This window comes from Streptomyces apocyni (assembly GCF_009739465.1).
GTDB lineage: Bacteria > Actinomycetota > Actinomycetes > Streptomycetales > Streptomycetaceae > Streptomyces > Streptomyces apocyni.
Map to the genome: position 1 here is coordinate 231,515 of NZ_WHOM01000065.1, position 14,778 is coordinate 246,292.

Here is a 14,778-nt window from a genome sequence, read left to right on the forward strand (position 1 = left end):
CCACCGCCCTATTCTCCGGATGCTGACCGGGCACGCCACCCGCGTGCCCTGACCAGCGTCACGGTGAGGAGGGGACGGATGCGGTCGGTTCCTCCGCGGGCCCGTCTTCTGATCGTGTGCGCTGCGTTCGGTGCGGTGGGCTGCGTGCTGCCCACGTTCAGCCAGCCGACGCCGTGGACGGCCGTGGTGCTGCTCGCCACGCTGTACGCGGGCTGCGAGCAGGCCGTCCGGTGCCGCTTCGCCGGGGAGAGCGCGCCCCAGCGGCTCGGCGCCTTCTTTCCCGTGCTGCTCGCCGGGGTGTTCCTGCTGCCGCCCGGTGCCGCCGGGCTGATCGCGTTACCCGGTGCGCTGCTCGCCCCCGTCGAGCGGCGCCCCGCGGGGCCGCGCCGTCTGTGGCGGGCGGCCCAGCTCTCCATGGCGTGCTGGGCGGGCGCCACCGTGTACCGCGCGCTGGGCGGTTGCACCCTGCTCGGCGCGGGCGCCCCGGCGCAGCCGCACTTCCCGCACGCTCTGCTGCCCGCCGGTGCCGCCGCGCTGACGTTCTGCCTCACCCTGGCCGCGCTGGACGGCGGCATCCTGGCCACCGCCGAGCGCGTGCCGCTGCGGACCGCCTGGCGTGACCAGCTGCTCCGCTCGCTGGTACCCATCGCCGCGCACGGGCTCGCCGGGCTGATGATGGCGGTGCTCTGGCGCAGCCCGTACGGCCCGGTGGCCGCGCTGCTGGTCCTGCTGCCGATGTACATCTCCTGCTGGGGCTTCGCCCAGTACCACCGGGAGCGCGCCGCGCACCAGGCCACCATCAGAGCCCTGGTGCAGGCCGTGGACATCAAGGACGAGTACACCCGCGGCCACAGCGAACGGGTGGGCCGCGCGGCGGAGTTGATCGCCCGGGAGCTGGGCATGCCCGACGAGCGCGTGGAGGTGCTGCGGTTCGCTGGAATCCTGCACGACGTCGGCAAGCTGGGGGTGCCGACCCGGCTGCTCAGAAAGGACGGCCGGCTGACCCCCGAGGAGCGTCGGGTCATCGAACTGCACCCCGAGTACGGCCATGAGATGGTGCGCGGCATCGGCTTCCTGGGGGAGGCGCGGTCGGCCATCCTGCACCATCATGAGCGGCTCGACGGGAGCGGCTACCCGTACGGCCTGGTGGGGCGGCAGATCCCGGAGTTCGCCCGGGTGGTCGCGGTCGCCGACGCCTTCGACGCGATGACCTCGACCCGTTGCTACCAGCGGGCGCGGCCGGTCGAGGACGCGGTGGCCGAGCTGAAGCGCTGCGCCGGGCAGCAGTTCGACCCGCGGATGGTACGGGCGCTGGTGCGCGCCCTGGACCGGCACAGTTGGTACCCGGCCGTCACGGCGGACCAGCCGCACCGCCCGCACCGTCCCCAGGATTCGGGGAGAAACGTGCCGCCGTCGCAGCGCCCAAGCCCGCGCGAGAGCGCCACAACCGACAGCGCGACAGCCGACAGCGCCACGAGCGAGTGCCCCACAAGCGACAACGCCGCCGCATCCGACAGCGCCGTCCGCCCGAGCCGCCCCGGTGCGGTCCGATGAGCCGCCGTACGCCCACCGCCGCGACCCTCGTGTGCGCCGCGGCGGGGTCGCTCACCGCCTGGGCGCTGGCCTGGACGCTGTGGCACGGCATCGACCAGCGCGGCACCGCCCTCGCCTTCGGGCTGCTCATCGCCGTCGGCGAGCTCGCCCGCTGGGGCAGCGGGGGCGGCGGCGAACGCGAGCCCGCGCCACTGGGCGCGGCCGGTGCACTCGCGTACGCCCTGCTCGGGCAGCACGCGGGCGCCCCCACCACCCACGGCGTGCTCCAGGTCATCGCGGTCGTCGTCGCGGCGACGCTGGCCGGATCGGTGCCGCACCTCGCGCGCGGCCGCGGCCCCGGGCTCGACCACATCGCCCGCCGCGTCCTCACCGTCGGCTTCGCGGCCGTCTGCTTCCAGCCGCTCTACAACGCGGGGAAAGTGGGCGAGCTGGTCGGCTACGGCCCGTACTACGCGCTGTGGATCGTCGGGGTTCTTGTCCTCACCGCACTCTGTGACGCCGTACTCGCCGCCGCCCTGGCGCGCGGCGGCCGACGCTCGCTGCGCTACGGGCCGCTGCTCCGCGACGAGCTGCGCGCGCTGCTCGGCGTAGCGTCAGCGGTCTGCGCGACCGGCGCCGTGATCGCCCTCGCGGTCGCGGTCGTCGGACTGTGGGCGCTGCCCGTGTTCTGCCTGCCGCTGCTGCTCACCCAGTTCGCCTTCCGGCGCTACGCGGCCGTCCGCACCACGTACCGGCAGACCATCACCTCACTCGCCCGGGCCACCGAGGTCGCCGGATACACCCCACCGGGGCACGCCCGCCGCGTCGCCGCGCTCAGCCGGGCCGTCGGCCGGGAGCTCGGCCTGACCGAGTCCGACCTGATGATCCTGGAGTACGCCGCGCTGATGCACGACATCGGCCAGCTGTCGCTGCTCGACCCCGTCCCCGCAGGCGCCACCGCCGCCCTGCCCACCGCCGAACAGCGCCGGATCGCCCTGCTCGGCGGCGCGGTGGTGCGCCAGACGGGCGTGCCAGCCCACGTGGCCGTCATCGTCGAGCGTCAGGCGGACCCGTACCGTGAACAACCGCTCACCGCCCGGATCGTGCGCGCCGTGAACGCCTACGACGAGATGGCCCGAGCACAGGGGCCCGGTGGCCCGCTGGCCGCCCTGGAGCGTCTGCGCCTCGCCACCGGGCACGACTACCAGCCGGAAGTCGTTGAGTCACTAGCGCGCGTACTGGCCCGGCCAGCCTGAGCCAGACGGCCTGAGCCGGGCCTCAGCTGGGTAACCCATGGGTAATGAGCGCCGGTCCGACTGGGCATGGTTGGATGCGAGTACAGGGTGTCTGGGGGACGAACCCCGGCGCCGCGCGAATGAGCAGAACTGGTGTGAGAGACCTGGCAGGCGGGAATCGTGAGGATCTTCGGTAAGGGACGGCACCGGCCCTCCACCTCATGGCGGCAGGCCACCGATCGGGCGTTCACGCTGATCGGGGACGGCCGGTACGAGGACGCGGGCGCGCTGCTGACGCGTGCGGCGGACCTGGAGCCGTGGCTGTCCGAGTCCTGGTTCAACCTGGCCCTGCTGCACAAGTTCCGGCACGACTGGGAGCAGGCGCGAGCGGCCGGACTGCGCGCCGTCGCCCTGCTCGACCGCGAGGCGGGCGCCCCCGACTGGTGGAACGTCGGCATCGCGGCCACCGCCCTGCAGGACTGGCCGCTGGCCAGGCGCGCCTGGCAGGCGTACGGCCTCAGGGTTCCCGGTGGCGCCGCTGCCGCGGGCGAGCCGCTCGGCATGGAGCTGGGCAGCGCGGCCGTACGACTGTCGCCCGAAGGCGAGGCCGAGGTGGTGTGGGGCCGCAGGCTGGACCCGGCGCGGATCGAGGTGCTGTCCATCCCGCTGCCGTCCTCGGGGCGCCGCTGGGGTGAGGTCGTCCTGCACGACGGCGTCCCGCACGGCGAGCGGACCACCGAGGCCGGTCACTCGTATCCCGTCTTCGACGAGATCGAGCTCTGGGCGCCGTCCCCCGTGCCGACCTGGGTCGTCCTCCTGGAGGCCGCGACCGAGGACGACCGGGACGCCCTGGAGCGCCTCGCCGCCGACGCGGGCTTCGCGGCCGAGGACTGGTCCTCGTCGGTGCGGCTGCTGTGCCGTATGTGCTCCGAGAGCCGGATGCCCAGCGACGAGGGCGACGGCGACCACCTCGACCCGCACGACCACAGCGAGCCGGGCCACCCGGGCCCGCTCGGCCACCGCACGGACGGCGCCCTGTGGGTGCCCGAGCGGGAGTGCGGCATCGCCGCTCCCATGGGCCTGGTGCGCGGGCTCCTCGACGGCTGGGTGGCGGACAGCCCGGACTCCAGGGACTGGCGTGATCTGGAGGAGGTCTGCTGAGACGGTGGGGGCCGCTGCCCCGGCTGGCCTTAGGCTGTACGCACCACAGGTCTGGTTGAGGAAGGCGTACGGCGGACATGGCCCAGCAGGACACCGAACAGCAGCTCGCTGAGAACGCGGCGGTACTCCCCGTCGACGACGAGGGCTTCGTCGTGGACACCGAGGAGTGCGAGGAGCGCGAGCAGGCTTACCGTGCCCGTGGCACCGCACGTCCGATCACGGTCGTCGGCAACCCCGTACTCCACAAGGAGTGCAAGGACGTCACCGCCTTCGACGACGAGCTGGCCAAGCTGGTCGACGACATGTTCGCCAGCCAGCACGCCGCGGAGGGCGTGGGCCTGGCCGCCAACCAGATCGGCGTCGACCTGAAGGTCTTCGTCTACGACTGCCCCGACGACGCGGGCAAGCGGCACACAGGCGTCGTCTGCAACCCCGTACTCGAGGAGATCCCGGCCGAGAGCCGCTCACTCGACGACTCCAACGAGGGCTGCCTCTCTGTCCCCACCGCCTACGCCTCACTGGCCCGCCCGGACTACGCGGTGGTCCGCGGCCAGGACGAGAAGGGCAACGCGATCACGGTCCGCGGCACCGGCTACTTCGCCCGCTGCCTCCAGCACGAGACGGACCACCTGTACGGCTACCTGTACATCGACCGGCTCTCCAAGCGCGAGCGCAAGGACGCGCTGAAGCAGATGGCCGAGGGCACGCCGCGCTACGAGGTCGTACCGAACGCCTGAGTGACGCGGGTGTGAGGGCACCGTGGCCCGGTGCCCTCACCCGCACCCGCCCGGTGCCCTCACACCGCACCCGTCAGAAGTCGTCGTCGAACGACACCGACCCCTCGACCGCCACCTGATACGCCGACGGCCTGCGCTCGAAGAAGTTCGTCAGCTCCTGCACACCCTGGAGCTCCATAAACGAGAACGGGTTCTCCGCGCCGAACACCGGAGCCAGCCCGAGCCGGGCCAGCCGCTGGTCCGCGACGCACTCCAGGTACTGGCGCATCGACTCGGTGTTCATCCCCGGCAGCCCCTCGCCGCACAGGTCCCGCCCGAACTGCAGCTCCGCCTCGACGGCTTCGCGCAGCATGTCGGTGATCTGCCGGTCGAGTTCGTCGTCGAAGAGGTCGGGCTCCTCCTTGCGGACGGTGTCCACGACCTCGAAGGCGAAGTTCATGTGCATCGTCTCGTCCCGGAACACCCAGTTGGTGCCGGTGGCCAGGCCGTGCAGCAGTCCGCGCGAGCGGAACCAGTACACGTAGGCGAAGGCCCCGTAGAAGAACAGCCCCTCGATGCACGCCGCGAAGCAGATCAGGTTCAGCAGGAAGCGGCGCCGGTCGGCCCTGGTCTCCAGGCGGTCGATGGACTCCACCGAGTCCATCCACTTGAAGCAGAACTCGGCCTTCTCACGGATGGACGGGATGTTCTCGACGGCGGCGAAGGCGGCCGCACGGTCGTCCGGGTCGGGCAGATAGGTGTCGAGCAGCGTCAGATAGAACTGGACGTGCACGGCCTCCTCGAAGAGCTGCCGCGACAGATACAGCCGCGCCTCGGGGGAGTTGATGTGCTTGTAGAGGGTGAGGACGAGGTTGTTCGCCACGATCGAGTCGCCGGTCGCGAAGAAGGCGACCAGGCGGCCGATCATGTGCTGCTCGCCGGGGGAGAGCTTGGCGAGGTCGGTGACGTCGGAGTGGAGGTCGACCTCCTCGACGGTCCAGGTGTTCTTGATGGCGTCGCGGTAGCGCTCGTAGAAGTCCGGGTAGCGCATGGGGCGCAGGGTGAGTTCGAAGCCCGGGTCGAGCAGGTTCTTCTCGGCTGAGGGAGCTGAGGGAGCTGAGGGAGCTGACGGGGTGGTCATTACTGGCAGGCCTCGCAGGACTCGGGGTTTTCCAGGGAGCAGGCGACCGCGTCGGGTTCGGGCGTCGCCTGTACGGGGATGGGGGCGGGGGCGGTCGTCGTCGCCGCTTGGCCGGACGCGGCGCGGGCGATCCGGGTCGCCGGGCGCGAGCGCAGGTAGTACGTCGTCTTCAGGCCCTGCTTCCAGGCGTACGCGTACATCGAGCTGAGCTTGCCGATGGTCGGCGTCTCCAGGAACAGGTTCAGCGACTGCGACTGGTCCAGGTACGGGGTACGGGCCGCGGCCATGTCGATCAGCGCGCGCTGCGGCAGCTCCCAGGCGGTGCGATACAGCGCCCGGATCTCCTCGGGAACCCACCCCAGGCCCTGCACCGAGCCGTTGGCCTCGCGCAGCGCCTCACGGGTCCGCGCGTCCCAGAGGCCGAGCCGCTTGAGATCCTGCACCAGATACGCGTTGACCTGGAGGAACTCCCCGCTGAGGGTCTCGCGCTTGAACAGGTTGGAGACCTGCGGCTCGATGCACTCGTAGACGCCCGCGATCGAGGCGATGGTCGCGGTCGGCGCGATGGCCAGCAGCAGCGAGTTCCGCATGCCGGTCGCGGCGATACGTTCCCGCAGCGCGGCCCAGCGCTCCGGCCAGTGCTGCGGTACGCCGTAGTGGTCGGGGTGCAGTACGCCGCGCGCGGTACGGGTCTTCTCCCAGGCCGGGAGCGGGCCGTTGCGCTCGGCGAGGTCGGCGGACGCTTCGTACGCGGCGAGCATGATCCGCTCCGCGATCCGGGTGGACAGGGCCTTCGCCTCGGGGGAGTCGAAGGGCAGCCGCAGCTGGAAGAAGACGTCCTGCAGGCCCATTGCGCCCAGGCCCACCGGGCGCCACTTGGCGTTGGAGCGCCCGGCCTGCTCGGTCGGGTAGAAGTTGATGTCGACGACCCGGTCAAGGAAGGTGACGGCGGTGCGGACGGTGGCGTCGAGCCGCTCCCAGTCGATGTCCCCGCCGGTTTCCGTCGCCACCACGAACGCGCCCAGGTTGACCGAGCCCAGGTTGCAGACGGCCGTCTCGCCGTCGTCCGTGACCTCCAGGATCTCGGTGCACAGGTTCGAGGAGTGGACGGTGTGGCCGGGCTCGGCGGTCTGGTTGGCGGTGCGGTTGGAGGCGTCCTTGAAGGTCATCCAGCCGTTGCCGGTCTGCGCGAGGGTGCGCATCATCCGGCCGTACAGGTCGCGGGCCGGGATGGTCTTCTGCGCGAGACCCGCGGCCTCGGCCTCGCGGTACGCCGCGTCGAACGCGTCGCCCCACAGGTCGACCAGCTCCGGCACGTCGGAGGGGGAGAACAGCGACCAGTCGCCGCCCGACTCGACCCGGCGCATGAACTCGTCCGGAATCCAGTGCGCCAGGTTGAGGTTGTGGGTGCGCCGCGCCTCCTCGCCGGTGTTGTCCCGCAGCTCCAGGAACTCCTCCAGGTCAGCGTGCCAGGTCTCCAGGTACACACAGGCCGCGCCCTTGCGACGGCCGCCCTGGTTGACCGCGGCCACCGAGGCGTCCAGGGTGCGCAGGAACGGCACGATGCCGTTGGAGTGCCCGTTGGTGCCGCGGATCAGCGAACCGCGGGAGCGGATACGGGAGTACGGCAGTCCGATGCCGCCCGCGTGCTTGGAGAGCCGCGCCACCTGGTGGTACCGGTCGTAGATCGAGTCGAGCTCGTCCAGCGGCGAGTCCAGCAGATAGCAGGAGGACATCTGGGGGTGCCGGGTGCCGGAGTTGAAGAGGGTCGGTGACGACGGGAGGTAGTCGAGCCTGCTCATCAGGCGGTACAGGGCGGCGACCTCGTCCACGGCCCGCTCGGAGTCGTCCTCGGCGAGCCCGGCGGCCACGCGCAGCATGAAGTGCTGCGGGGTCTCGATGACCTGGCGGGTGACGGGGTGGCGGAGCAGGTAACGGCTGTGCAGCGTCCGCAGCCCGAAGTAGCCGAAGCGGTCGTCGGCCTCGGTGTCGATCAGTGCGTCCAGGCGCGCCGCGTGGGCGGCGACGAACGCGGCCGTACGGTCCGCGATCAGGCCCTCGCGATGACCGGTGGCGACCGACTCCGAGAAGGTGGTGACCCCCTGGGAGGCGGCCTCGTCGGCGATGGTGACCGTCAGCAGCCTGGCCGCCAGGCGCGCGTACGCGGGGTCGTCACCGATCAGGCCAGCGGCCGCCTCGGTGGCGAGCGAGCGCAGCTCGGCCGCGTCCGATCCGGCGTGCCGACCGCGCAGCGCGGAGGCGGCCACCTTGCCCGGGTCGGTGTCGGGGAGGTCGGCGGTGAAGTCGGTCAGGGTCCGCAGCAGTGCGGTGCCCGGGGCGTCTTCGACCTGCTCGGCAACCCTTGAGACAGGATCGGCTGGCGCGATGGTCACGGTGGAGCACTCCCTCGCTCGGCGCGGGGCCTGCGGGGAGCGGCGGGGGAGACGGGCGTGGGCGCCCCCGGACAGGGACCGCCGCGCTCCGCGTCCACCAGCCCATTCCACGAGGCCCGGACGTAACGGCACCCGGACCGGCTGGTACAGGTGCGCTGTCGGCAGGACCTCGGACTGAGCGGGTACGCAAAAGCGCACCAGTACACCGTTGCGGGACAGTTCCGGATTTGCACCGGATTCCCCTGCGGCGACAGCGAGCACGAGCATACATGTGGGGTTGGCTGGGTGTTGGCGCCCCCACATCTTGTGTCGCGCTACGGGATCGAGTGACTGCGGGTTGCGTGTAATGCGCTACGTATTACGATGGTTCCATGACGCCGAAGACCATCAGCTTCCGTCCGGACGTCGAGACCCACCGCGAGCTGGAAGCGTTGGCCGCGACGCGGGACATCACCGCGTCCGATGCCATACGGCTGGCCATCCACGAAGCCTATGTGCGAGAGCAGTACCGCCAGGCCGCCGCGGAGCTGGAAGGCTGGCGCAACGACCCCGCGTACCAGGCGGAGATCGCCGAAGTGCGGCAGGAGATGAACGAACTCCGTGCGTGGTGACCTCTATCGGCTCCGCGCACGCGGGGACGCGGTGGGCCACGAGCAGCGCGGGGCGCGCTATGCCGTGGTGCTGCAGACCGAGGCGCTCAACACATCCACGCTTGTCGTGGCGCCGACTTCGACCAGTGCCGGTCCGGGGCTGCTGCACCCCAAGCTCGACATGAACGGCACGGCGACGGTCGTGCTGGTAGAGCAGATGGCCGCTGTCGATCCCGACCGATTGGGGGAGTTCGCGGGCCGGGTCGACCCTGAGGAGTGGGCGGACATCGAGCACGCGGTGAAACTCGTGCTCGGGCTGCTCTGACGGCGTCTTCTCAGGCGAATGGGTCCCGGCCTGGAGCCGTGCTACCAGGTCAGCTCGTAGGTGATCAGGCTGACGAGGCCGGGGACCGGCTCCCAGTCGCGGTCCGGTGTCCGTACGAAGCCGAGCCGCTCGTAGACGCGGTGCGCGGCGTGCATCGAGCGCTGGGTGGACAGGGTGATGCCGGTGCACCCCGCCGCCCGGGCCCGCTCCAGGCAGGCGCGTACCAGCGCCTCACCGACCCCTCGCCCCCGCGCGGCGGGGTCCACGGCCAGCATCCGGAACTCGGCCTCGCCCGGCCGGGCTATCTCCGCCAGGGGTGTCCCGGCCACCGCGAAGGTGACGGTACCGAGGGGCGGCGCCGTGCCGTCCGGCCCGTGGCCGTCCACGGCGACCAGCACCTCGGCCTTCGCCGCCCGCGAGGCCACATCGCGCAACCGGTCCAGATACGGGTCGTCCGCGCCGAAGTCCAGATGACCGTCCTGGAGGTAGGCCTGCGCGGTGAGATCACCGAGCGCCTCGTACTCCTTGGCCCGCGCCGGTCTGATCGTGAAGTCCATGATGCGCAGTGTGCCGCATGGGTGTGACAGTGGGCCGCTGGTTTCTTCCCCCGGGGGAGGAGGCCAGCGGCCCACTGGCGTGGAGTCAGCAGCAGCGGAAGCCCTCGCGGGGGTCGCTGCCGTGGCCGTCGGCCCGGCGCCGCTCGAAGGTTCCGCGGTCGAGTACCGGGGCGTCCGGGTGTTCGCGGCGGGCGCGCTCGACGTAGCGGTCGTAGGCGTTCTCGCCGGTGAACTCGCGTACGTACCACCACAGTCGGGCCAGCGCCCGGCGTGGTGCGGCGGCGGTGGCGGCGGTGTTGGCGGTGGTGGCGTTCATCGGGCGGGCTCCTGTTCGCCGGTTCGCTGCTCGGGGATGCCGCCGCCCGGGCCGAGACCCGCGGCCGCGAGTTCGGCCTTCTCCTCCTTGGTCGCGACCAGACCGTCCGGGGCGATGATCTGGGACTCCTCGTACGGGGCCTCGTGGGTTGCGGCAGTCTCCGGGTTCCGGATGGCCTTCACACAGACCCGTACGGCATCGGCCATCACGACGATGATCAGCAGGGCGAAGACGGCCGAAAGGGTGCCCTGGACCGTGGTGTTGGTGACGATCGTCTCCAGGTCCTCGAGCTCCTTGCCGCTGAACTCCCCGGAGTCGATCTTGTCCTGATTCACCGCTCGCTGGCTGAAGAAACCGACGCGTGGGTCATCGGAGAACACCTTCTGCCAGCTGGCGGTGAGCGTGACGACCGCGTCCCAGACGAGCGGGACACCGGTCACCCAGGCCCACTTGAGCCTCCCGGACTTGATCAGCAGCACCGTACAGACGGTGAGGGCGACCGCCGCGAGCAGCTGGTTGGAGATGCCGAAGATCGGGAAGAGCTGGTTGATGCCGCCGAGCGGGTCGTGGACGCCGACCCAGAGGAAGTAGCCCCAGGCCACGACGACGGCGGCGCTGGTGAGGTAGACACCGGGCAGCCAGCCGACGTCGCGGAACTTGCCGAGTACGGGCTCGGCCCGGCCCAGCAGCCGACCCAGGCCCTCGGGCATCCAGGAGGCCCGCCGGGCCTTGCCCACCAGCGGCTCGGTGGTGCCGATGACCTCCTGGAGCATAAAGCGGCCGACCCGGGTGCCGGAGTCGATCGCGGTGAGGATGAACAGCACCTCGAACATGATGGCGAAGTGGTACCAGAAGGCCATCATCCCGGAGCCGCCGATGACGCCGGAGAAGATGCTGGCCACACCGAGCGCGAAGGTGGGTGCGCCACCGGTGCGGGAGAGGAGACCCTCGTCGTCCAGGTGCACCTGCCGGGCCGCCTCGGCCAGTTGGTCCGGTGTGATGCTGAAGCCCCACTGGCTGATCGTCTGCGAGACGGTCGCCAGATCGGCCCCGATGATGTTCGGCGGGGCGTTCATCGCGAAGTACAGGCCGGGGTCCAGGACACAGGCCGCGATCATCGCCATCACGGCGACCGAGGACTCCATCAGCATGCCGCCGTAGCCGATGGTGCGGACCTGGGTCTCCTTCTGGATCATCTTCGGTGTGGTGCCCGAGGAGATCAGGGCGTGGAAGCCGGAGAGGGCGCCACAGGCGATGGTGATGAAGACGAACGGGAAGAGCGACCCGGCGAAGACCGGCCCGTCACCGCGGCTCGCGAAGTCGGTGACGGCGTCCATCTTCATGCCGGGCAGCGTGAAGAGGATGCCGAGCGCCAGCATCCCGATGGTGCCGATCTTCATGAAGGTGGAGAGGTAGTCGCGGGGCGCGAGCAGCATCCACACCGGCAGTACGGAGGCGACGAAGCCGTAGATGACCAGCCAGATCACCAGAGTCGACTTGTCGAGAGTGAAGGCGCTCGCCCAGCTCGACTCGGCCACCCAGCGGCCCGCGACGATGGCGAGCATCAGCATGCCGACGCCGAGCAGCGAGACCTCGGCCACCCGGCCGGGGCGCAGCCAGCGCAGATAGATGCCCATGAAGAGGGCGATCGGGATGGAGAGTGCGGTGGAGAAGGTGCCCCAGGCCGACTCGGCCAGGGCGTTGAGCACCACCAGGGACAGCACCGCGATCAGGATGATCATGATGGAGAAGACCGCGATGAGACCGGCGATACCGCCGATCGGGCCGATCTCCTCGCGGGCGATGCGGCCCAGCGACTTGCCATCGCGACGGGTGGAGAAGAACAGGACCACCATGTCCTGCACCGCGCCCGCGAAGATCACCCCGACGACGATCCAGATGGTGCCGGGCAGATAGCCCATCTGGGCGGCCAGCACCGGGCCGACCAGCGGACCGGCTCCGGAGATGGCGGCGAAGTGGTGCCCGAGCAGCACCCGGCGGTCCGTCGGGTGGAAGTCGACGCCGTCGGTGAGGCGTTCGGCCGGAGTGGCCCGGGTCCGGTCGGCCTTGAGTACCCGGTACTGGATGAACTTGGAGTAGAAGCGGAAGCCGATCGCGTACGAGCCGAGCGCGGCGGCGACCATCCAGGCGGCGGAGACCTCCTCGCCCCGGGCGAGGGCGAGCATGGCCCATCCGAGACCGGCGACCACCGAGACCGTCGCCCAGACAGCGATCGATTTCGGAGTCATGGGGCGGCGTTGTGTGGTTTTCGGTGGTGCTGTCTCAGCCATGCGGTGCTTCCGTCCCCTAGATCACCTGTTCACATGTGGCGTGTGATACCCACATGGTGATCAGGAAATCTAAGGCGGCGGCCCCCGTGCGCGAAACCCCTTAGTCGAGAGGGCGTTGCAGCCGCGCGACGAACTTGTAGCGGTCGCCGCGGTACACCGAGCGCACCCACTCCACGGGACTGCCCCCGGCGTCCAGTGAGTGCCGGGACAGCATCAGCATCGGCAGCCCGACGTCGGTGCCGAGCAGCCCGGCCTCGCGGGGCGTGGCCAGCGAGGTCTCGATGGTCTCCTCGGCCTCCGCGAGGCGGACGTCGTACACCTCGGCGAGTGCCGTGTAGAGCGAGGTGTACTTGACCAGCGAACGGCGCAGCGCCGGGAAGCGCTTGGCTGAAAGGTGGGTGGTCTCGATCGCCATCGGCTCTCCGCTGGCCAGGCGCAGCCGCTCGATGCGGAGCACCCGTCCACCGGTCGAGATGTCCAGCAGCCCGGCCAGGGTGTCGTCGGCCGTGATGTAGCCGATGTCCAGGAGTTGCGAGGTGGGCTCGAGGCCCTGGGCCCGCATGTCTTCCGTGTACGAGGTGAGTTGCAGCGCCTGGGACACCTTGGGCTTGGCCACGAAGGTGCCCTTGCCCTGGATGCGCTCCAGGCGGCCCTCGACGACGAGCTCCTGGAGGGCCTGGCGCACGGTGGTACGCGAGGTGTCGAACTCGGCGGCCAGCGTGCGCTCGGGCGGGACCGGGGTGCCCGGGGGCAGCGTTTCGGTCATCTCCATCAAGTGCCGCTTGAGGCGGTAGTACTTGGGAACGCGCGCGGTGCGGTGGGCCCCCGCGGGCTCGGCCGCGGACGCGGCCTGAGCTTTGCCCGTCTCGGTACCCATGCTGTGCCCACCCGTCTCCCGGCCACCGCCCCTCACCGACGCGCTACGCGCGGCTCCTTCTTCGGGCTGCTGTGCTGCTGCCGTCACCGGCTCCTCCGTCTGTCGCGGCTCACATGGTGGCACGGTCGGCCCGGGACCGGTCGACCTCACTCAGGTGTCGGTCCGATAACGGGATCTGGGACCCCTCTTATACACCCTTGACACCCCTAAAGGTCTAGGCCAAGCTCCCGGTACTGGTCTAAACCATTAAAGACCAGGTCCCAGCCCCACGGGCAGTACTTCGCGTATGTCACCGCGGTGGGCAGGGGGGTTGCTCGTTTCCCTGAGGAGGGTGACATGAAGCGCAAGCTCGTAATCGCGGTCGGTGTCGCGGCCATGATGACCGGTATCGCGGCCTGTGGCGGCGACAGTGACGCCGAGGGTGCCAAGGACAAGGACGGCAACAAGGTCCTCAAGGTCTGGGTGATGGACGGGTCGGCCCCCGACGCCTGGATCAAGGAAGTCAACAAGGAGTTCGAGGCCAAGCACGAGGGTGTCAAGGTCGAGGTCGAGGAACAGAAGTGGAACGGCATCCAGGAGAAGGTCACCACGGCCCTCTCCGAGGACACTCCGCCGGACGTCATCGAGCTGGGTAACACCCAGACCGCTGGCTACGCGGCCACCGAGGGCCTCGCCGACCTGACCGGTGACAAGGACAAGCTCGGCTACGACGGCTGGAACAAGGGCATGGTCGCGTCGGCCGAGCTCGACGGCAAGCTCTACGCCGCCCCCTGGTACGCCGCCAACCGCGTCGTGATCTACGACAAGAAGATCTTCAAGGACGCCGGCGTCGAGGCGCCCACCACCCGCGAGGAGTGGCTGGACGGACTGAAGAAGATCAAGAAGTCCAACGACAAGGCCCAGCCGATCTACCTGCCGGGCCAGAGCTGGTACGTCTTCGCCGGGCTTCTCTGGGACGAGGGCGGCGACCTCGCCACCCAGGACGGCGATAAGTGGAAGGGCGGCCTGGCCACCGACGAGGCGGCCAGTGCGATGAACTTCTACAAGGAACTGCAGTCGCTGTCCAAGGCGCCCAAGGACAAGGACGAGGCCACCCCGCAGCAGTCCACGGACATCGTGCCCAAGGGCAACGTCGCGTCCTGGATCGGCCTCGGCTGGGAGGCCGGGGGCGCGGTCGCCGCCATCGAGAAGGCGGGCGGCAAGGCTGACTTCGGCTACTTCCCGATCCCGGGCAAGACGGCCGACAAGCCGGGCAGCGTCTTCCTCGGCGGCTCGAACCTCGCCATCGCCGAGCGCTCCAAGCACAAGGACCTGGCCAAGGAGTGGCTGGCCCTGGCCGCAGGCAAGAAGCAGATGGCCAAGTACAGCGAAGAGGTCGCCGGCGGCCTGCTGCCGAACAACGACGACGCGCAGTTCACCCCGGAGGCGGGCTCCTTCGCCGAGGCCATGGCCAAGTCCGCGGTCTCCGGCAAGGTCACCCCGGTCACCCCGGGCTGGGCGAACGTCGAGACCGAGCCCAACCCGGTCAAGGAATACATGAGCAAGGTGCTCAAGGGCGAGGACCCGAAGAAGGCCGGCGAGGCGGCCGACAAGGTCATCAACGAGCGCATCAACAGGAAGTAACCAGCTGCGGGGTGGTGCGG

13 protein-coding genes and 1 riboswitch are annotated in these 14,778 nt (G+C 70.2%); of the genes, 7 read left to right on the top strand and 6 right to left on the bottom strand.

Going from position 1 to position 14,778, the window contains the following annotated elements; all coding sequences use genetic code 11:
• Positions 1–78: 78 nt before the first annotated feature.
• The 4 genes from GCN81_RS20005 to def all read left to right on the top strand — a co-directional run bounded on the left by GCN81_RS20005 (position 79) and on the right by def (position 4,666).
• Positions 79–1,554: an HD-GYP domain-containing protein gene (locus tag GCN81_RS20005; protein ID WP_156725980.1), complete on the top strand. Its 1,476-nt coding sequence runs from the start codon at positions 79–81 to the stop codon at positions 1,552–1,554.
• A complete protein-coding gene (locus tag GCN81_RS20010) occupies positions 1,551–2,789 on the top strand; it encodes an HD-GYP domain-containing protein (RefSeq protein WP_156725981.1) in 1,239 nt (412 codons plus the stop codon). Before GCN81_RS20005 ends, GCN81_RS20010 begins: the two co-directional genes overlap by 4 nt.
• 159 nt (positions 2,790–2,948) lie before the next feature.
• Positions 2,949–3,929, top strand: coding sequence for a tetratricopeptide repeat protein (locus tag GCN81_RS20015; protein WP_156725982.1), 981 nt, complete (start codon positions 2,949–2,951; stop codon positions 3,927–3,929).
• 77 nt (positions 3,930–4,006) lie between these two features.
• Positions 4,007–4,666, top strand: coding sequence for a peptide deformylase (def, locus tag GCN81_RS20020; protein WP_156725983.1), 660 nt, complete (start codon positions 4,007–4,009; stop codon positions 4,664–4,666).
• 73 nt (positions 4,667–4,739) lie between these two features.
• On the opposite strand, the gene GCN81_RS20025 is transcribed toward def, so the two are convergent.
• Positions 4,740–5,786, bottom strand: coding sequence for a ribonucleotide-diphosphate reductase subunit beta (locus tag GCN81_RS20025; protein WP_156725984.1), 1,047 nt, complete (start codon positions 5,784–5,786; stop codon positions 4,740–4,742).
• A complete protein-coding gene (locus GCN81_RS20030) occupies positions 5,786–8,179 on the bottom strand; it encodes a ribonucleoside-diphosphate reductase subunit alpha (protein ID WP_156725985.1) in 2,394 nt (797 codons plus the stop codon). The genes GCN81_RS20025 and GCN81_RS20030 overlap by 1 nt, the downstream gene beginning before the upstream one ends.
• A gap of 155 nt (positions 8,180–8,334) precedes the next feature.
• A riboswitch (adenosylcobalamin-variant (AdoCbl-variant) riboswitch) is annotated at positions 8,335–8,433 on the bottom strand.
• A 117-nt stretch (positions 8,434–8,550) separates the two neighbouring features.
• Here GCN81_RS20030 and GCN81_RS20035 point away from each other — a divergent pair.
• Positions 8,551–8,790, top strand: coding sequence for a hypothetical protein (locus GCN81_RS20035; protein WP_156725986.1), 240 nt, complete (start codon positions 8,551–8,553; stop codon positions 8,788–8,790).
• Positions 8,780–9,094 (top strand): type II toxin-antitoxin system PemK/MazF family toxin, encoded by a 315-nt coding sequence (locus GCN81_RS20040; RefSeq protein ID WP_156725987.1) that lies wholly within the window; start codon positions 8,780–8,782, stop codon positions 9,092–9,094. The genes GCN81_RS20035 and GCN81_RS20040 overlap by 11 nt, the downstream gene beginning before the upstream one ends.
• 41 nt (positions 9,095–9,135) lie before the next feature.
• On the opposite strand, the gene GCN81_RS20045 is transcribed toward GCN81_RS20040, so the two are convergent.
• The 4 genes from GCN81_RS20045 to GCN81_RS20060 form a co-directional block, all read right to left on the bottom strand.
• On the bottom strand, positions 9,136–9,651 hold the full coding sequence (locus GCN81_RS20045) for a GNAT family N-acetyltransferase (RefSeq protein WP_156725988.1): 516 nt from the start codon (positions 9,649–9,651) through the stop codon (positions 9,136–9,138).
• Positions 9,652–9,736: 85 nt separating this feature from the next.
• A complete protein-coding gene (locus GCN81_RS20050; protein ID WP_156725989.1) occupies positions 9,737–9,967 on the bottom strand; it encodes a CstA-like transporter-associated (seleno)protein in 231 nt (76 codons plus the stop codon).
• Complete coding sequence (locus GCN81_RS20055; RefSeq protein WP_407697993.1) at positions 9,964–12,216, bottom strand: carbon starvation CstA family protein; 2,253 nt, start codon at positions 12,214–12,216, stop codon at positions 9,964–9,966. The genes GCN81_RS20050 and GCN81_RS20055 overlap by 4 nt, the downstream gene beginning before the upstream one ends.
• A 142-nt stretch (positions 12,217–12,358) precedes the next feature.
• On the bottom strand, positions 12,359–13,135 hold the full coding sequence (locus GCN81_RS20060; protein ID WP_156725991.1) for a GntR family transcriptional regulator: 777 nt from the start codon (positions 13,133–13,135) through the stop codon (positions 12,359–12,361).
• 336 nt (positions 13,136–13,471) lie between these two features.
• On the opposite strand from GCN81_RS20060, the gene GCN81_RS20065 reads away from it, so the two are divergent.
• The gene (locus GCN81_RS20065) at positions 13,472–14,758 is read left to right on the top strand and encodes an extracellular solute-binding protein (RefSeq protein WP_156725992.1); all 1,287 of its coding nucleotides are present in this window, start codon (positions 13,472–13,474) and stop codon (positions 14,756–14,758) included.
• The last annotated feature ends 20 nt before the right edge of the window (positions 14,759–14,778 follow it).